The organism is Cobetia sp. 29-18-1, from assembly GCF_029846405.1.
GTDB lineage: Bacteria > Pseudomonadota > Gammaproteobacteria > Pseudomonadales > Halomonadaceae > Cobetia > Cobetia amphilecti.
Window position 1 is genome coordinate 1 of the sequence record NZ_JARWKS010000022.1, and the last position, 19235, is coordinate 19235.

At 62.5% G+C, this 19235-nt stretch carries 14 protein-coding genes; 3 read left to right on the forward strand and 11 right to left on the reverse strand.

Annotation, left to right across the window (positions count from 1 at the left end; translation table 11 throughout):
* Window positions 1-252 precede the first annotated feature (252 nt).
* Both pssA and ilvC read right to left on the reverse strand, forming a co-directional pair.
* Window positions 253-1104, reverse strand: a complete 852-nt coding sequence (gene pssA, locus QD208_RS14940) for a CDP-diacylglycerol--serine O-phosphatidyltransferase (protein ID WP_043337235.1) — start codon at window positions 1102-1104, stop codon at window positions 253-255.
* A 209-nt stretch (window positions 1105-1313) separates the two neighbouring features.
* Window positions 1314-2330, reverse strand: coding sequence for a ketol-acid reductoisomerase (gene ilvC, locus QD208_RS14945; RefSeq protein ID WP_043337232.1), 1017 nt, complete (start codon window positions 2328-2330; stop codon window positions 1314-1316).
* Between the two features lie 320 nt (window positions 2331-2650).
* Between ilvC and ilvY the strand changes: the two genes are divergently transcribed.
* Window positions 2651-3580: an HTH-type transcriptional activator IlvY gene (ilvY, locus tag QD208_RS14950; RefSeq protein ID WP_279837325.1), complete on the forward strand. Its 930-nt coding sequence runs from the start codon at window positions 2651-2653 to the stop codon at window positions 3578-3580.
* Window positions 3581-3671: 91 nt separating this feature from the next.
* Here the strand turns inward: ilvY and ilvN are convergent, their stop codons facing one another.
* The 5 genes from ilvN to rluD all read right to left on the reverse strand — a co-directional run bounded on the left by ilvN (window position 3672) and on the right by rluD (window position 11194).
* Window positions 3672-4163, reverse strand: coding sequence for an acetolactate synthase small subunit (gene ilvN / locus QD208_RS14955; protein WP_043337227.1), 492 nt, complete (start codon window positions 4161-4163; stop codon window positions 3672-3674).
* Window positions 4163-5887 (reverse strand): acetolactate synthase 3 large subunit, encoded by a 1725-nt coding sequence (locus QD208_RS14960; protein WP_043337225.1) that lies wholly within the window; start codon window positions 5885-5887, stop codon window positions 4163-4165. Before QD208_RS14960 ends, ilvN begins: the two co-directional genes overlap by 1 nt.
* Window positions 5888-6465: 578 nt before the next feature.
* Window positions 6466-9114: an ATP-dependent chaperone ClpB gene (gene clpB, locus QD208_RS14965; protein WP_279837326.1), complete on the reverse strand. Its 2649-nt coding sequence runs from the start codon at window positions 9112-9114 to the stop codon at window positions 6466-6468.
* Window positions 9115-9424: 310 nt separating this feature from the next.
* Window positions 9425-10201 carry a peptidoglycan editing factor PgeF gene (gene pgeF / locus QD208_RS14970; RefSeq protein WP_043337183.1) on the reverse strand — a complete coding sequence of 259 codons (777 nt, stop codon included), beginning with the start codon at window positions 10199-10201 and terminating at the stop codon, window positions 9425-9427.
* A 39-nt stretch (window positions 10202-10240) separates the two neighbouring features.
* The gene (rluD, locus tag QD208_RS14975) at window positions 10241-11194 is read right to left on the reverse strand and encodes a 23S rRNA pseudouridine(1911/1915/1917) synthase RluD (protein WP_054556942.1); all 954 of its coding nucleotides are present in this window, start codon (window positions 11192-11194) and stop codon (window positions 10241-10243) included.
* A 106-nt stretch (window positions 11195-11300) separates the two neighbouring features.
* On the opposite strand from rluD, the gene QD208_RS14980 reads away from it, so the two are divergent.
* Window positions 11301-12092: an outer membrane protein assembly factor BamD gene (locus tag QD208_RS14980; RefSeq protein ID WP_107335861.1), complete on the forward strand. Its 792-nt coding sequence runs from the start codon at window positions 11301-11303 to the stop codon at window positions 12090-12092.
* Window positions 12093-12218: 126 nt separating this feature from the next.
* Here the strand turns inward: QD208_RS14980 and QD208_RS14985 are convergent, their stop codons facing one another.
* Entirely contained in the window at window positions 12219-13853 is a 1635-nt protein-coding gene (locus QD208_RS14985) for an NAD+ synthase (RefSeq protein WP_043337176.1), read from the reverse strand.
* A gap of 180 nt (window positions 13854-14033) precedes the next feature.
* Between QD208_RS14985 and QD208_RS14990 the strand changes: the two genes are divergently transcribed.
* Window positions 14034-14297, forward strand: coding sequence for a PP0621 family protein (locus QD208_RS14990; RefSeq protein ID WP_043337174.1), 264 nt, complete (start codon window positions 14034-14036; stop codon window positions 14295-14297).
* A gap of 49 nt (window positions 14298-14346) precedes the next feature.
* On the opposite strand, the gene thiO is transcribed toward QD208_RS14990, so the two are convergent.
* The 3 genes from thiO to QD208_RS15005 form a co-directional block, all read right to left on the reverse strand.
* Window positions 14347-15492 carry a glycine oxidase ThiO gene (gene thiO / locus QD208_RS14995; RefSeq protein WP_279837328.1) on the reverse strand — a complete coding sequence of 382 codons (1146 nt, stop codon included), beginning with the start codon at window positions 15490-15492 and terminating at the stop codon, window positions 14347-14349.
* 151 nt (window positions 15493-15643) lie between these two features.
* On the reverse strand, window positions 15644-16099 hold the full coding sequence (locus QD208_RS15000) for a type IV pilin protein (protein ID WP_054556939.1): 456 nt from the start codon (window positions 16097-16099) through the stop codon (window positions 15644-15646).
* A gap of 184 nt (window positions 16100-16283) precedes the next feature.
* Window positions 16284-18458, reverse strand: a complete 2175-nt coding sequence (locus QD208_RS15005) for a PilC/PilY family type IV pilus protein (protein WP_279837329.1) — start codon at window positions 18456-18458, stop codon at window positions 16284-16286.
* Between the last annotated feature and the right edge of the window lie 777 nt (window positions 18459-19235).

Sequence of the window (19235 nt, forward strand, 5' to 3'; positions counted from 1 at the left end):
CCCGGCAGCGGATGCGTACTTTACGCACGAACCGCCGTGAGGGCAAGGGCTTTTTCAAGAGATTGTCATTCTCGGGACATACGGGTGACATCTCTGCTCTGCCTTTCTCTCCCCTCCTCATACTGCTTCTCTGTTCTTCTTGTCCTCGTCGCGCCGTTGCTTGCTGACATCTTCCCCCGGCCAGAAACGCATTCGGCCCCGCCAGGAATGGCGGGGCCGAATATCGATCATCACACTGCTGACAGCTGACGCTTACTTGTTACCGCGCAGCTTGCGCCCCAGCGCCATGATCGGGCCACTGGCGACATAGCAACCGAACAGGCCCAGCAGCATCACGGACGGCTCCAGCGAGATGACCACGAAGGCCAGCACGATGGCGAGCAGCGCCACGAAGGGTACCGGCCCCTTGAGGTCGATTTCCTTGAAGCTGTAGTAGCGGATATTCGACACCATCAGGATACCGGCAGCCGCGACCACGAAGACCATCAGCGACTTGAAGGCGAAGGTCTCGGCGTCGAAGTTGTGCATGGTCCATACGCAGCCGGCCACGAGTGCCGCCGCTGCCGGACTCGGCAGACCGATGAACCACTTCTTGTCGGTGGAGCCGATCTGGACGTTGAAGCGCGCCAGACGCAGCGCAGCGCCTGCCACGTAGACGAAGGCGGCGATCCAGCCGATCTTGCCGACATCCTGCAGAATCCAGCTGAAGGTGACCAGCGCCGGCGCCACGCCGAAGGACAGCATGTCCGCGAGGCTGTCGTACTCGGCACCGAAGGCGCTCTGGGTGTTGGTCAGGCGCGCCACACGACCGTCCAGGCCGTCGAGCACCATCGAGACGAAGATGGCGATGGAGGCGTTGGCAAACTCCCCGTTCAGCGCACACACCACAGCGAAGAAGCCGGAGAACAGCGCGGAGGTGGTGAACAGGTTGGGCAGCAGATAGATACCACGCCGACGAACGGGCTTGCCGTCCTCGATGGCTTCTTCCACGACTTCGCTGTCGTCGGTGAACTCCTCCACTACCTTGTCCAGCACTGAACTGCTGCGGCGTGTCTGTGCTTCGGGGGCTTCTTCTGCGCCGGGATGTCGATTTTCGTCAGTCATGGGATTCCTTGCATCATGCCTCGTCGTGGCAGGGTAACCACATTCTACACCTGCCAATGAGCGCGAATAGTGGTGACACCCTAGCGGCCTCACCGTCGACTGTCACTTCCCTCTCCCATTCGATAGCGCTTATAGAGCAACAACGCAAGCGGGGCGCCCTCCTGATGGAGAGCGCCCCGCTCATTTCACGCCGGATCCAATAGGCAGGATCAGTTGCGTGACTTGTCGACCAGCTGGTTGGCAGTGATCCACGGCATCATGCCGCGCAGCTTCTCACCAGTCTGCTCGATCGGATGCTCGGCGTTCTGGCGACGACGGGCCGTCATGGACGGGTAGTTGGTGTTGCCTTCCTGGATGAACATCTTGGCGTATTCACCGCTCTGGATGCGCTTGAGTGCATTGCGCATGGCGACACGGGACTGCTCGTTGATGACTTCGGTGCCGGTCACGTACTCGCCATACTCCGCATTGTTGGAGATGGAGTAGTTCATGTTGGCGATGCCGCCTTCGTACATCAGGTCGACGATCAGCTTGAGCTCGTGCAGACACTCGAAGTAGGCCATTTCCGGTGCGTAGCCCGCTTCGGTCAGGGTCTCGAAGCCCATCTTGACCAGCTCGACCGCGCCACCACACAGGACAGCCTGCTCACCGAACAGATCGGTTTCGGTCTCGTCCTTGAAGGTGGTCTCGATGATGCCGGTACGACCGCCGCCGACGCCTGCCGCGTAGGACAGTGCGATGTCCTTGGCCTGGCCAGTCGCATCCTGGTGGATGGCGATCAGGTCCGGGATACCGCCGCCCTTCACGAACTCGGAACGCACGGTGTGACCCGGTGCCTTCGGCGCGATCATGATGACGTCGAGGTCAGCACGCGGAACGACCTGGTTGTAGTGGACGTTGAAGCCGTGAGCGAAGGCCAGGGTCGCGCCCTGCTTCAGGTTCGGTTCCACCTGGTTCTCGTAGATGGCCTTCTGGTTCTCGTCCGGCGCCAGGATCATGACCAGGTCGGCAGCCTTGACCGCTTCCTCGACTTCGGCAACCTTCAGGCCAGCCGCTTCGGCCTTGGCCCAGCTGGAGGAAGAGCGACGCAGGGCTACGGTGACGTCGACGCCAGATTCCTTCAGGTTGTTCGCGTGGGCGTGGCCCTGGGAACCGTAACCGAGGATGACCACTTTCTTGCCCTGGATGAGGGAGAGGTCACAATCCTTGTCGTAATAGAGTTTCATCGTCATTGCTCCTGGCGGCTCACCCCGTCAGCGGGATGGCGTGAGATCTTGAAAGAGTGTCTGTTGTTCTTGCGACCCTTCCCGCGAGGGAAAGGCGTATGACAGTGTCCAGCGCCGACGGCCATCTGTCTCGGCCGCTCTGCGTCCTGGGGAGGTCGTGCGCCTTGGATCAAGGTCTGCCGTCCTCCTCCTGCGCGGCGATGAGTCCACCTTACCTGCACCTCAACATTGCGTAAAATGCTATATTTGCACCATCATATGCCATATTGCGCAACACAAGGCATTTCCCTCTACAGCACTCACCGACAGCGGACTCCGGCATGGACAATCGTCAACTCAAGCAATTCCTGACCCTCGCCGAAACGCTACATTTCGGGCGCGCCAGCACTGCCTGCCACCTGAGCGCCTCTGCCCTGTCACGTGCCATCCGGGCCATGGAGGAGGAGCTGGGCGTCAGCCTGTTCGAACGCGACAACCGCAGCGTCGCGCTGACACCGGCGGGTGAACGCTTCCGTCGTCATGCTCGCGAACTCCTGAGTCAATGGGATGACATTCGCCAGTCACTGCTGGAAGACAGCGATGAGCTGCGCGGCGAGCTCTCCCTGTATTGCTCGGTGACCGCCAGCTACAGCTTTCTCTACGAGATTCTGGCCACCTTCCGTGCCCGCCATCCGCATGTGGAGCTCAAGCTGCATACCGGCGACCCCGCCGTGGCATTGGAGCGTGTCCTGATGGGGCACGAGGACCTGGCGATCGCCGCGCGCCCCGACGTGCTGCCTTCCCGTCTCGCCTTCACCGACTTCGCCGAGTCGCCACTGCGCTTCATTGCCCCGCGTCGTGATGGCCCCGGCCAGCAACTGGAAGGCATCGGCGAGGCGGACGATTCGGCGGCGGGCGACGACCACATCGACTGGACGCGCGTGCCGATGATCCTGTCGGAGACCGGCCTGGCGCGCGAGCGCTTCGATGCCTGGTGCCACACACGCGGCATCAAGCCGCGCCTGTATGCCCAGGTCGCCGGCAACGAGGCCATCGTCAGCATGGTCGGACTGGGCTTCGGGGTCGGCGTGGTGCCGCAGATCGTGCTCGACAATTCGCCGCTGGCCGACCAGGTGCGCATCCTTGATGTCGATCCGCCGCTGACCCCCTACAAGGTCGGCCTGTGCGTACAGGAAAAACGCCTGCGACATCCGCTGGTGCGCGCGTTGTGGGAGCAACTCCCCGGCTCGCCGCAGCGCCCCGCTGACTGATACCTGGTAGCGAGCCCACGAAAATGGCGCAGCAACGAAAACGGCGCCCCGAGGGGCGCCGTTCTTGTCTTGCGATTCCACCACCACCGTCTTACAGGCTCAACACCTTCTCACCGCGAGCGATGCCGGAGACACCGGTACGTGCCACTTCCAGCACGCCTACCGGCTGCATCGCCGCCAGGAAGGCATCCAGCTTGCCACCGTCGCCGGTGATCTGGATGGTGTAGAGGCTCGGCGTGATGTCGACGATCTGGGCACGGAAGATGTCCGCCGTGCGCTTGATCTCGTCACGCTGGGCGCCCAGCGCCTTGACCTTGACCAGCATCAGCTCGCGCTCGATGTGGCTGCCCTCGGTGAGATCCACCAGCTTGACCACATCCACCAGCTTGTTGAGGTGTTTGGTGATCTGCTCGATGACGCGATCTTCACCGACCGTGGTGACGGTCAGACGGGACAGGGTCGCGTCTTCGGTCGGGGCCACGTTGAGGGTCTCGATGTTGAAGTTGCGCTGTGAAAACAGGCCGACGACCCGTGACAGCGCGCCCGGTTCGTTTTCCATCAGAATGGAGATGATATGGCGCATCAGGTCCGCTCCGTCTTCGTAAGCAGCATGTCACGCATGGAGCCGAGAGGCACCTGCATCGGGTAGACGTGTTCACGCGGGTCGACATAGATGTCGAGGAACACCAGCTCGTCCTTGTTGCGGAAGGCTTCTTCCAGCGCAGGCTCGAGCTCCTCCACCGTGTGCACCTTGATGGCACGGAAGCCATAGGCGCCCGCCAGCTGCACGAAGTCAGGCAGCGACTCCATATAGGAATGCGAGTGACGGGACTTGTAGTTCAGGTCCTGCCACTGACGCACCATGCCCAGCGACTGGTTGTTGAGGTTGATGATCTTGACCCCGATCCCGTACTGCTTACAGGTCGAGAACTCCTGCATCATCATCTGGAAGCTGCCCTCACCGGTGAACAGCACCACATCGTCTTCCGGGTAGGACATCTTGATGCCCATGGCCGCCGGGAAGCCGAAGCCCATGGTGCCCAGACCACCGGAGGTGATCCAGCGGTTGGGGCGCTGGAACTTGTAGTACTGGGCGGCGAACATCTGGTGCTGACCGACATCGGTGGCGACGAAGGCTTCACCACGCGTCGCACGGTGCACGGCTTCCACCACCTGTTGCGGCTTGAGCGGCTCACCCGGGGCGGACGGCTCATACAGCTTGCCTTCACGCTCGGCACGCCAGCCATCGATCTGGGACCACCAGGCCTCCAGTGCATCGGGGTTGGCCAGCTCGCGACCCTGCACGAGGCTGATCATCTCGTTGATCACGGCATCGGCCGGACCGACGATCGGCACATCGGCGCGCACGGTCTTGGAAACCGAGCTCGGGTCGATGTCGACGTGGATGATCTTGGCCGTCGGGCAGAACTTCGAGGTGTTGTTGGTCACGCGGTCATCGAAGCGCGCACCGATGCAGATGATCAGATCGGTGTGGTGCATGGCATTGTTCGACTCGTAGGAGCCGTGCATGCCGGGCCAGCCCAGACACTGCCGATCGCCCTGCGGGTAGGCACCGATGCCCATCAGCGAGGTGGTGATCGGGAAGTTGAGGCGGCGCACCAGGTCAGTCAGCGCTTCGCTGGCACGCCCTGACACCACACCACCGCCGGTGAAGAACAGCGGGCGACGTGCCTTGAGCATCAGCTCGACGGCTTTCTTGATCTGGCCGCTGTGGCCACGGGTGACCGGGCTATAGGAGCGCATGCGTACCTTCTTGGGGTAGCTGTACTCATAGCGTTCGGTCGGGGCGGTCATGTCCTTCGGGATATCGATGACGACCGGCCCCGGGCGACCACTGGAGGCCAGATAGAAGGCCTTCTTGATCACCTCGGGAATCTCGCTCGGGTGCTTGATCGAGAAGCTGTGCTTCACGATCGGGCGAGTCACACCGACGATGTCGGTTTCCTGGAAGGCGTCTTCACCGATCAGGTGGCTGGCGACCTGACCACACAGCACGACCATGGGGATCGAATCCATGTAGGCCGTGGCGATGCCGGTGACAGCATTGGTCGCGCCCGGGCCTGAGGTGACCAGCACCACACCCGGCTTGCCGGAGGCGCGCGCGTAACCATCGGCGGCGTGGGTCGCGGCCTGCTCGTGACGGACCAGAATGTGCTGGACCTTGTCCTGGCGGAACAGGGCGTCATAGATATGCAGCGCCGCTCCACCGGGATAGCCGTAAATATATTCCACGCCCTCGTCATGCAGGGCGCGGGCGATCATGTCAGCGCCGGAAAGCAATTCCACTTGGTTATTCTCCCCTGGAGGTCTCGAGTGCGTCCGGCGGCAATGCGCAAGCCGGATCGAGTGCGACCTGAATGTCGCTACCGCAGAAATTGCGGCACCTGATGCCAAACCCTGGCGTCTGCGGCCCGGTTAGGGCCTGCACTCTTGTCGCATCGGTTGGATGCGGTCGGGGCTGATGGCCGGTCGGTACGGTTGGCGTACCCGGACCGGCGTATCCTTTGACAGGCGGACAGCGACTCAGCGTCTGTCCTTCACGCGGCGCTTCGAGGGTCGCCCGAATGGCCGCGCCCGCAATCAGGAATGGTCAAGAGTCCAACAGCCGCAAGGGGCTGTCAACTCAACCTTACGCCAGTGTGCGCCGCCTGCGCCAAATGCCACACCGATAACAACGAATCCGGCCATAAGCGTGCGTAAAACCTCACCAATGGCGATAAATTCGCAATTTTCTGCTTCGTGAATTTCAGCCTGCCTCACGCCGGGTTGTCTTTTTGCGCCCAGGCGGCAGACACGAAAACGCCCCACCGCAAGCGGAAGGGCGTGCTTCCGTCACGGTGGGGCGTCACTTACGGGCGTGCGAATCAGCGCGTGAAGGTCAACTCCCCGCCCTCTTCGCCGACACGGATGACGTCACCGGGCACGAAGTCACCGCCCAGCAGGGCCTGGGCCAGCGGATTCTCGATGCGGCTCTGGATGGCGCGCTTGAGCGGGCGAGCGCCATAGACCGGATCGAAGCCGGCCTTGGCCAGCAAGGCCATCGCCGGGTCGGTGATCTCGAAGCCGAGATCGCGCTCGGCCAGACGCGCCTTGAGACGCTCCAGCTGGATGCCCGCGATGGAGGCGATCTGCGCCTGTCCCAGCGCGTGGAACACGACCACTTCATCGATGCGGTTGATCAGCTCCGGGCGGAAGTGATTGCCGACGACTTCCATCACCGCCGTCTTCATGTCGTCGTACTGGAAGGCCGCCTTGCGCTCGGCACGCTCGTCGGCACCTTCCGTGCTGCTCTCGTCTTCCGCCAGCTCGCCATTGAGGCCGCTCATGCGCTGGATCATTTCCGAGCCCAGGTTGGAGGTCATCACGATCACGGTGTTGCGGAAGTCGACGGTACGCCCCTGACCATCGGTCAGGCGGCCATCTTCCAGCACCTGCAGCAGGATGTTGAAGACATCCGGATGCGCCTTCTCGACCTCGTCGAGCAGCAGCACGGAGTACGGCTTGCGGCGCACGGCCTCGGTCAGATAGCCGCCCTCTTCATAGCCGACATAGCCGGGAGGCGCGCCGATCAAACGGGCCACGGAGTGCTTCTCCATGAACTCGGACATGTCGATGCGCACCATCGCCTCTTCGGTGTCGAACAGGAAGTTGGCCAGTGACTTGCAGAGCTCCGTCTTGCCGACACCGGTCGGGCCGAGGAACAGGAAGGAGCCGTTGGGACGATTCGGGTCCGACAGCCCAGCGCGTGAGCGACGCACCGCATTGGACACCGCGATCACCGCCTCGTCCTGGCCGATCACCTTCTCGTGCAGCGCCTCTTCCATGCGCAGCAACTTGTCACGCTCGCCTTCGAGCATCTTGGCGACCGGAATGCCGGTCCAGCGCGAGACGACCTCGGCAATCTCCTCCTCGGTGACATTGGAGCGCAGCAGCACGTGGGCGGAGGTATCCGCCTCGCCTTCGCCGGCTTCGCTGATCTGCTTCTCGAGCCCCGGAATCACGCCGTACTGCAATTCCGACATGCGGCTGAGGTCACCGGCGCGGCGCGCCTGCTCCAGATCGATACGCGCCTGCTCCAGCTCGGCCTTGAACTGGGCCGCGCCCTGGATGCTGGACTTCTCGGCCTTCCAGACTTCATCGAGGTCGGCGTATTCCCGCTCCAGCTCCGAGATCTGGTCCTCAAGCGCGCCGAGACGCTTGAGCGCTGCCTCGTCGGTTTCCTTCTTGAGCGCTTCACGCTCCATCTTGAGCTGGATCAGGCGGCGGTCGAGACGGTCCATCTCCTCCGGCTTGGAATCCAGTTCCATGCGGATACGTGACGCGGCCTCATCGATCAGGTCGATCGCCTTGTCCGGCAGCTGACGGTCCGTGATGTAGCGCGAGGACAACCGCGCGGCGGCAATGATGGCGCTGTCGGTGATGTCGACCCCGTGATGCACCTCGTAGCGCTCCTTCAGGCCACGCAGGATGGCGATGGTGTCTTCCTCGCTGGGCTGATCGACCTGCACCTTCTGGAAGCGGCGCTCCAGTGCGGCGTCCTTCTCGATGTACTGACGATACTCGTCAAGCGTGGTGGCACCGACACAGTGCAGCTCGCCACGCGCCAGCGCCGGCTTGAGCATGTTGCCGGCATCCATCGCGCCTTCAGCCTTGCCCGCGCCGACCATGGTGTGCAGCTCGTCGATGAACAGGATGACCTGGCCTTCTTCCTGCGCCAGCTCCTTCAGCACCGACTTGAGGCGCTCCTCGAATTCGCCGCGGAACTTGGCCCCCGCCAGCAGCGAGCCCATGTCGAGAGACAGCACGCGCTTGTTCTTGAGGCCTTCCGGCACCTCGCCATTGACGATACGGCTGGCCAGCCCTTCGACGATGGCGGTCTTGCCGACGCCGGGCTCACCGATCAGCACCGGGTTGTTCTTGGTGCGACGCTGCAGCACCTGGATCGTTCGGCGAATTTCCTCGTCACGCCCGATCACCGGGTCGAGCTTGCCATCCCGCGCACGCTCGGTCAGATCCAGGGTGTACTTGTTGAGCGCCTCGCGATTGTTCTCGGCATCGGCATCGCCCACGGCTTCGCCACCGCGCAGCGCATCGATGGCGGAGGTCAGGGCGGGCTTCTTGATGCCCGAGGAGGTGAACAGCTTGCCGAGATCACCACCCAGCTCCAGCGCAGCCAGCAGCGCGAGCTCGGAGGCGATGTATTGATCGCCGCGCTTCTGCGCTTCACGATCGGCCAGATTCAGAAGCTTGCCAAGGGCCTGCGAGGGCGCGACATTGCCGTCGAACTGGGACACGGTCGGCAGGTCATCCAGCTGGCGCTTGAGGCCGCTGATCAGACTGGTGGCATCGCCGCCCGCCTTGTTGACCAGTGCCTTGAGGCCGCCATCGCGGTCTTCCAGCAGTGCCAGTAGCAGATGCTGCGGGTGAATTTCATTGTGGCCTCGCCCGACGGCGAGCGACTGGGCATCCGCCAGAGCGTTCTGCAGCTTGCTGGTGAGTTTGTCGATGCGCATGGTGCCTTCTCCTGAGAGTCATGGCGGTACTCCTTTTCTCAGGAGCTTCGCCTGTAACATTTCGTATCTGACTCTCAAGATGGGGGCTGGCGCACGGCTTTCAAGGCAGGATTCGCCGCGCTGCAGCATGTTGTGGCATTTGCCTGATCCAGGTCAGATTCCCGCCGCCCCCGCCGGCCATCAGCTTTGTCACACACAGAAACGCCCCGCCAACCTGAGATATCAGGTCAACGGGGCGTTTGTGGGTACTGCATGTCGAGCTTGCGGAATGCGCTGACCAGCGCCCCGACCGAGATTCCTGATCAGCGCCTCAGCGCAGCCAGATCACCGTGGCGAGGCGTCCGGTCACGCCATCATCCCGCCGGTGTGAATAGAAGCGTGATTCAGAGGCGGTACAGAAGTGACCGCCACTGACATGACCGACCCCGGCACGCTCGAGACGCAGGCGTGCCAGCTTGTAGAGATCACCCATATAGTGACCGAGCCGGTAGGGGCTGGCCTCGAAGGCGTCATCGGCCTCGGGAAGGTCCGCGATGAAGGCGTCACGCACCTCGGGGCCGACCTCGAACTGCGCATTGGAGATCGCCGGGCCCAGCCAGGCCATCAGCTCGCCGGGGTCATCGCCAAGACGCTCGATGGTGGCTTCCAGCACGCCTTCGACCAGCCCGCGCCAACCCGCATGCGCCACGCCGACGCGCGTGCCCTGCCGATCACAGAACAGCACCGGCAGACAGTCCGCCGTCATCACCACACAGGCCTGCCCGGTGCCGGTACTGATGCAGGCATCCGCCCGTGGCGGGGCATCCGGGCGGTCTTCGGCGTGGCAGACATCGAAGGCATCCACCACCTGAGTGCCGTGCACCTGATCCAGCCACGCCAGCGGACGACCGTCATCGACCTCCGCCGCGAGCAGCTCGCGCACCTGCGCCACCATCGCCGGGTCATCGCCGACATGCAGCGCCGGATTGAAGCCGGCATACGGCCCCTGGCTGGGGCCGCTCTCACGCGTGGTCACGAAGGCCTGCACCGGGCTCGGCGCGGGCCAGTCCGGCAGTATCAGGGTCGGGCGTAGACTCTCGTCGTGCATAACCTCTCCTTGTGCGGCGTGTCGCGCGAGCCTGCCGCCTCAGCGAGCGATGTCTTCCTTGAGATAGTCGATCAGCACCAGCATGTCGCCCGGCATCTCGGCGCGGAATTCGACTTCCTTGCCCGTGATCGGGTGGATGAAGGCGAGACGACGGGCATGCAGTGCCTGACGCGGGAACTGACGCAGCAGCTCCTTGAGCGGGTCACTGGCCCCCGGCGGCAGCTTCAGACGCCCGCCGTAGACCGGGTCTCCGACCAGCGGATAGCGCTGGTGCGCCATGTGCACGCGGATCTGGTGGGTACGCCCGGTTTCCAGCTTGCAGCGGATATGGGTGTGACCCCGGAAACGCTCCACCACGCGGAAGTGGGTGACCGCCGGCTTGCCACTGTGAGTGACGGCCTGACGCTTGCGGTCCTTGGGGTGACGCCCGATGGGCGCATCCACGGTGGCACCGGAGGTCAGCACGCCCGTGACGACGGCATCATACTCGCGCGACACGGTACGGGCCTGCAGCTGCTCGACCAGGTCCGCCTGGGCGGTCAATGACTTGGCCACCACCATCAGGCCGCTGGTGTCCTTGTCGAGACGGTGCACGATGCCGGCACGCGGCATCATGGAATTGCCCGGACAATGATGCAGGATGGCGTTGAGCAGCGTGCCATCGTGGTTACCCGCGCCCGGGTGCACGACCATGCCGTGCTCCTTGTTGATGACCAGCACGTCGTCGTCTTCATAGACGATCTCGAGCTCGATATCTTCCGGCTCGTGGCTGACTTCTTCTTCAAGCTCGGCGGTCAGGGCCAGACGTTCACCGCCATAGACCTTCTCGCGGGGTTTGACGGCGGCACCGTCGAGGGTCAGCGCACCGGTCTTGATCCAGTGCTTGAGACGCTCGCGGGAATAGTCGGAGAAGATCTCGGCGCAGGCCTGATCAAGGCGCATGCCAATCATCGCCTCCGGGATCCGCTCTTCGCGGTTGATGGTGTCTGCCATATTGCTCTCTGAGGCCGTTTCGCACGAAAGGGCCTTTGCTTTATAGTGAGTGCGGATCGGCGGATTCTAGCATGCCCGCCATGGATTGCCCGAGATGAGGAAACCGATGCGCGCCCTTCCCTTGACTGCCCTCGCCCTGGCCAGCACCTTGCTGGCTGGCTGTGCGTCCAACGAGCCGGCACCGGATCTTCAGGAGCAGGACCTGTATCGTCAGGCCCAGGTTTCCCTGGATACCAGCCGCTTCAACTCCGCTGTGCAACAACTTGAAGCCCTGGATACTCGCTTCCCGTTCGGCAGCTACGCCGAACAGTCGCAGCTGGAGCTGATCTACGCCTATTATCAGGTCGACAACTGGGAGGCGGCACGCGCCGCGGCCAGCCGTTTCATTCGCCTGCACCCCGATCACCCGCAGGTCGATTATGCCTACTACATGCGTGGACTGGCAGCGTACAGCGCGGGTCGTTTCAGCCTGGAATCCCTCGATCTGATCGATATTTCCAAGCGAGACCTGGGCGCGACACGCGATGCCTACGTCGACTTCGGTGAGCTGGTACGTCGCTTCCCCAACAGCACCTACGCGGCAGATTCCCGTCAGCGCATCATCTATCTGCGCAACGTACTGGCGCGCGGCGAGCTGCAGACAGCCGATTTCTACCTGCGCAAGCAGGCCTATCTGGCTGCCGTGAAGCGTGGCGAGTGGGTCATTGAGCACTACCCTAACACTCCTGCCACCCGCGATGCGCTGGCCGTGATGGTCGAGGGCTATCTGGGCCTCGGTCTGCGTGACCGTGCCAGCGAGACGCTCAAGGTGCTGATCCAGAATGATCCGGACAACGAACGTCTGGATGGTCGTACCTTCGAGCCGCGTTACGTGAAGGCTGACGACCTGACGGTCTGACGGCCGGCAGGCGTCACCATCGAAAAGCCCGTGATCGATGATCACGGGCTTTTTCGTGCTGCCAGCATGGCCAGAATCGTCGGATTCAGGCGCTTTCAGCGTCTTGCGCAAAGAATCCGCAATCCGTCATTCGCCGGCTACCCAGCCATTGACGATCGGGTAGCGACGATCCCGCCCGAAGCCGCGCGGCGTGACACGCACACCCACCGGCGCCTGACGACGCTTGTACTCGGTACGGTCGACCAGACGCACCACGCGATAGACATCCTCTTCCTCGAAGCCTGAGCGGATGATCGCCTCGGCGCTCATGTCACCCTCGATGTAGTGGGTGAGAATCGCATCCAGGGTGTCGTAGTCCGGCAGCGAATCGCTGTCGAGCTGGTCTTCGGCGAGCTCGGCGGACGGCGGGCGCGTGATGACGCGCTCCGGAATCGCCGGGCCCATGGTGTTGCGCCAGTTGGCGAGACGGAACACCCAGCTCTTGTAGACATCCTTGAGCGCGTTGTAGCCGCCGACCATGTCGCCGTAGAGCGTGGCGTAACCCACCGCCATCTCGCTCTTGTTGCCAGTGGTCAGCACCATCAGGCCCTTCTTGTTGGAGATGGCCATCAGCAGCACGCCACGGCACCGCGACTGCAGATTCTCCTCGGTGGTGTCGCGCTCGCTGCCGGCGAAGCTCTCCGCCAGGGTCTCGGTGAAGGCCTCGACCATCGGCGCGATGGGCATCACCTCGTAATTCACGCCCAGCAGCCTGGCCTGCTCGGCGGCGTCTTCCTTGGAGATGTCCGCGGTGTAGTGATACGGCATCATCACGGCGTGCACGCGGTCCGCGCCCAGCGCATCGACGGCGATGGCCAGCGACAGGCCGGAATCGATGCCCCCGGAAAGCCCCAGCACCACACCCTTGAAGCCGCTCTTGTTGACGTAGTCACGCAGCCCGGTGACCAGCGCACAGTAGAGTGACTCCTCCGGCGACAGCAGCTCGGCGATCTCGCCACTCTGCGGCACCCAGTTGCCACCCTCTGCCTTGAGGAACTGCACCGGCATCAGGCCGACATCCCACCACGGCGCCTGCACGCAGGTCTTGCCGTCGGCATCGATGGCGGCAGAGCCCCCATCGAAGACCAGCTCATCCTGACCGCCGATCTGATTGACGTAGACCAGCGGGCAATTGACCTCGGCTGCCCGCTCGGCGAACAGCTGATTGCGCTCGGCCGGCTTCTCCAGGTGGTAGGGCGAGGCGTTGAGGCTGACGAGAATCTCGGCTCCGGCATCGCGTGCCTGACGGATCGGCGCGCCGTCCCACAGGTCTTCGCAGATGACGATGCCCAGACGGGCACCACGACACTCGACCACACACGGCTCGCTGCCCGGCGTGAAATAGCGCTGCTCATCGAAGACCTGATAGTTGGGCAAGGCCTGCTTGGCATATTCGGCGATCCACTCACCATCCTTGAGCACGCCGGCCAGGTTGTAACGCTTGCCGTCACGCATGCCGGGGTAGCCGACGATGACCATCACGCCGGGCGCGACCTTCTTCGCCATCTGGGCGCGCGCCTCCTCGAGGCGGGATTCCATGGACTCGCGCAGCAGCAGGTCTTCCGGCGGGTAGCCGGTCAGACACAACTCGGGCAGCACTACGACATCGGCCTTGTGCTCAAGACTCGCTTCACGCACCGATTCGATGGCACGCGCAGTGTTGCCGGGAATATCACCGACCAGCGGGTCGAGCTGGGCCATCACCAGAGTCAGATCTTGCATGCGGTAAGGATCTCTCGATTGGCGGTTCGATAAGGGGCCAGTACACTGTGGCCAGACATCTGGCTCAGATCACTGAGCCGTGCACCGGCCCACCTGTCATCATGTTGGCCGCCATTGTCCCGCAAGGTCGCGCCGCTGGCAAAAGCCACGCGCGCCGCCTCATCTGGGAGTCATATAGGAATGAGCCTGTTGATCATCCGTCTGCTGGTTTTCGTCGCCCTGTTCTGGGCCGGCCTGCGCCTTTACCGCATGTATCGCCAATGGAAGCTGAGCCAGGACGACTACGGCAACGACAGCCCCGCCGAACGCGAGGCGCAGAACATGGTGCGCTGCGCCTACTGCGACCTGCATCTGCCGGAAAATGACGCCATCCGCCATGAGGCGCTGCACTTCTGCTGCCAGGAACACCAGCAGCACTTCCTCGACGAAGGACCGCGCAAATGATTCGCCACCGAGACGAGATGCTCGATGGCGAAAGACGGCAACCAATCCCTCAGGCCCAGCGGGTCTCGCCGGCATCTGACGACGCATCCAGCGCAGCGATCTCGGCCAGCAGAGTCTCGGGCTGGTAGGGCGCGGGGTCGATGATCGGCGTGCGCCCGAGCAGTTGATCCGCCAGCAGGCGGGTCGAGGCCGGCGCCAGTACCAGCCCATTGCGGTAATGGCCGGCATTGACGTGCAGGTGGCGGCGTTCAGGCACGGCGCCGATGAAGGGCGTGCCGGTCGGCGAACCGGGGCGCAGTCCCGCCCAGTGGTGCTCCACCTCACACTCCGCCAGCGCGGGGATGATCTCGCAGGCGCTCTTGATCAGTGACTCGCGTGCCTCGGCGGTGGTCGCCTTGTCGAAGCCGACCTCCTCCAGCGTCGAGCCGGCCACGATGCGACCATCGCCCCGCGGTATCACGTAGCGTCCATTCTTGAGCACCACGCGCTCCACCAGCCCCTTGGGTGCCTTGAACAGCACCATCTGGCCGCGTACCGGCCGCACCGGCAGCGCAAGCCCCGCCTCTCTCAGAATCTCACGACTCCAGGCACCACCGCAGACCACGACCTGCCCGGCAGACAGCACCGAATTGGCGGTCTGTACGCCGATGGCGGTGTCGTCCTGCAGCAGAATGCCCTGCACCGCGACATTCTCCAGCAGGCGCACGCGCGGGTGAGCGTCGAGCGCGGCACGCAGTGACTTGCCCAGACGCGGATTGCGGATGCTGCCAAGCGTCGGCATCCACAGCGCCGACTCGCAACCGGGCGCGACCGCCGGTGCCTTGTCATAGACGAAGTCGGCGTCCACGCGCGTCAGCGGCTTGGCATATTCCCGGGACCAGGCCAGTGCCTGCTCGGCGTCCTCGACATTCAGGTACAGCAGGCCCTGCTGGCGATATTCGGGGTCGATGCCGGTGGTCTCGATCAGGCGCTCGGCCAAGGTGGGGTAGAAGCCTTCCGACCAGGCAGACAGGCGCGAGATCGGCGCGCTATAACGCCACGGATACAACGGCGAGACGATACCGCCGCCCGCCCATGACGCCTCACGCCCACACTGGCCTCGCTCGACCAGCGTGACCTCGGCACCACCATCCGCCAGCTCCAGCGCGGTCAGCATGCCGATCACGCCACCGCCTACCACCACAAAGTCATTCACGCCTGTTCGCTCCTGCCATCAGCCCGGGAAAGGGGTCAAGAATACGCCGCCCGCAAGGCGGTGCAAGCGAGCCGCGTGCAATCCAGCATTGCGCAGAGCCTCCAGCATTGAGCAGAGTCTCCAGCATCGTGCAGAGCCGAGCGCTTCACGGCTACCAGCAATCGCCATCGCCGGTCGTATCGCGGACACCGGTATTGGTGAGGGTCAGCGCGGGGCAGTCGGCATCGGCGCTTTGAGGTGCCACCGCGGTCGCGATGAGCGTGAAGCGCGTGGTCGTGGCGCCATCCTCCAGGCTCAGGGTGTAATAGCCTTCCGGCGACTCGGTGGCACGCCCCAGTCCTTCCTCATCACAATCACTGTCGCCGGCGATGCTGGTCGCGTAGCCACCGCAACGCGCCATGTAGCGCTCCTGGGCTTGAGCCAATGACATCAGTGCCGCCTGCCCATCGGCACGACGCGAGCGGATCACCTGGTCCTGATAGCTCGGGTAGGCGATCGCCGCGAGAATGCCGACGATGACGATCACGATCATGATCTCCGTCAGCGTGAAGCCTGAGGTGTACCGGCGCCGAGAGAGGCGCGAACGGGAAGAGAGAAGACTGGCCATGAAGTGCTTCCTTGAAGAACGTGAATGAAGGGCTTGGGTGAAAGACCAGGGCGCAAGACTCGGCCAAAAGGCACCGAGCAAGCCTGCCTGAAGGAAGTAAACCCTGATGAAAGGCAAGGCGCCGCCACCCCGGGGAAGGCGTGGCGGCGCAGCGTGTCATCCTTGCCTCATGTCCGAGGCGGGCTCAGCGCAGCTGATACCAGGAGACACGGCCGGTGTCCGTCGAGCTGGACACGTTGAGATCATAGGACGAGACACCGCCCTCCTCGCTGCCCAGCGAACTGGTGCCCACGTAGACCGTATCACCGACACTGACACTGGACGTCGGTGTACCGCTCAACTTGACGCTGACGATGACATTGCCGACGGCGACGGTGTCATCAACGAGGGTACCGACCAGGTCATCAGCGCTGAAGGCCTCATCCTGATTGAAATCGAAGATGGTCACGTAGCTGCCTTCGCTATCGTCGTAGGTCGGCAGACCTGTCTCGGTGTCCAGCGCGACCAGCCAGCCACCGCCGGTACTTTCACAGAAGTTGGTTCCGGTACTGGACGTGCTGGTGGAGAAGACCACCAGATTGGAGAGCAGATTGGCCGGCTCGACCAGCTCTTCCTGCTCGGAGGCATCCAGATCCAGATACCAGCCGAAGCGATCCGTGTCTTGATCCTCGAGCTGGCTGGGATAGTAGGCAAAGCTGTCGCCGCCAAGGGTCCGGCCTGTCAGCTCGCCGTTGGTGTAGCTGCCGCTGACGAAGTTGCGTGCCTCAAGGTCACTGCGCGTCAGGCCGGTATGACTGCCGCCGGTATCCAGCACGGTGTAGAGGCTCTGCGTGACCCAGGCTTCATCTTCGGCGTCGGCGTACATGTCCTGGCCGGTCCCGAAGGACACCAGCAGATTGGGCGAGGTCATGGTGTGCGTCTCGCCGGAGTAGCGACTGAGTGTCGGCTTGACGGTGATCGGCTGCAGCGCGTCCGTCTGGCACTCCCCGCCGGTCAGGCTGGTAGCACAGGCCGTGAACAGGCGCGTGACACTCCACTTGCTGCTGTCGTCGTCACTGAGGTCAAACTTCCACAGTCGCCCCTGCAGGTCTCCGCCATAGGCGAAATCGACGGTGCCATTGCTGTCGAGGTCCGCGACCTGCAGGTTTGCCAATCCGCCTGTCACCCCGCTGGGGGACAGCTTGGCGATCACGCCACCGGCATTGACTCCATCAAGCTCCAGCGCGAACAACGTCGGCGCGGCGTTCTCATCGACCGTTTCCAGCCCGTTGCCGACCAGCACCGCGCTGTCGCCGTTGTTCAGTGACACGATATGCGCGCTGCCGTAGACATGCCCCATGTCATCATCGTCACTGGCACCGAATTCCCAGCGCACCACATCATCTTCATCGAAGTCTTCGCCTGCCACGGCCTTGGTGACATTGAGCGCGAACAGGCCGCGCCCACCGCCAGCGAGACCGGAGACCAGCCACTCCTCACCATTCAGGCTGGCCAGACGCAGTTCACCGTCGACATAGTAGCGATGCTGATAGCCCGGGTCCGTCAGATACCCCAGCCCTGCGTCGTCCTCTTCGCTGTAGAGCAGTTCCGGAATATAGGCGAACTGCTCGTTACCGGTCTTGAGGTCGAAAGCATGCAGCATGCCGTCGTTGGCCCCGACGAAGACACTGCCCTCTGTCGTCGAGTCTTCTTGAGTCACGACGACAGGCGACGAGCCGATGATGTCGCCCAGCTGAACGCCAGTGCGATTGCGCAGACCATCGCCTTCGTATTCATCGCTGCCCCGCAGCCACTCGATCGCTGCCTCCACGTGGTCATCGGTGGAGTTGCCGCCGACCTCCATGCGCGCGAGATCATTGCGCTGGCTGGAGCTCAGGCGGCCCGCGTTGTCGGTCGTGAACTTGACTCCGTTGCCGCCGGACATGGTGAAGACCGTACGCGACTCAACACCATCCTTCTCTTCCAATGCCTCACTCAACTGGGTGGCAGCACTCCAGACCTGGTCGTCATCCTCAACGTCCTTGCCCTCCTGTACCGACGAGGCCACCACATCGCCCGTCCAGGTCGAGGCGGAATAGCGGCTCTCGATCAGTCGGCTATCCGTCTCGACACTGGCCGTCGTCAGGTTGGTGGAGAGGCCGCTGACACTGTTGCCCACCGCGACGATCTCGGAGGCGATCGCCGCCAGGGCCGAGACGAGGTCCGTCGGGCTGGAGGCATTGAAGTAGGAGCCCCCACCATCGATCGCCGCCTGCTCCAGGTCATCAATGGTGCTGGAGCTGCTTTCGGTGACACGCTTTTTGCTGCTCCACTCATCACTGTCGGAGTCCACACCAAAGGCGACGGTATACGTCGTCATCACCTGCTTTTCATAGGTGCCACTGCCAAGGTTTTTGCGTAAATCAATATTGGCATAATAATAAGCGACATCCGCCAAGGTGGCATCGCCACCAGATCGGCCATTGCTTTGACGCCAGGTACGACCATCACCATTGGCATCACGAATATCTTTTTCAATCGCAGTGGAGTATGAAGAGTCCTCGGAATTCCAGAAACCATCGGTTATGAGGACAGTGAAATTCTGCTGACACATACCGCCTTCATCTGCAGAAATTATGGGGGAATCCCCGAGCCCCCTATAATCACCCTGGTAATATTTACCGGCACGATGAAGAGCCTCACGCAGTGGAGTTCCACGATAGGAATTATAATTGTATTCAGTATTCGGTATGATTTTGGAGCCAACGATAGCATCCTTCACTTCATCCAGATGATCATTACCACTGTCAGAGCTTGTTATTATTGAGACTATTGTTCCGATAGAATTGATGACCTCGCTTATCAATGTATCATATATATCATCAACTTCAGCTTGCTTGGCAGTAACAGAGTCTGGATTGATAGTCAAAAAGCCAGTGCGAAAATTAGTGCCTGCCAACAACTCCAAGGCAGCAGCCTTACCGACACCCAAACGATCACGATAGTAGGTAAACCAATTGGCGTAATTGATTTTTTCTTGTTCCGAAAGACTGTCACCTGAGAGTTTTACCTCAGTATCCGAATTACAGTTACTTCCAGTGTAGTAACGATAGTTCAAATCTGGATCGGTGAGATCAACCAGGTTACTGGTAACATC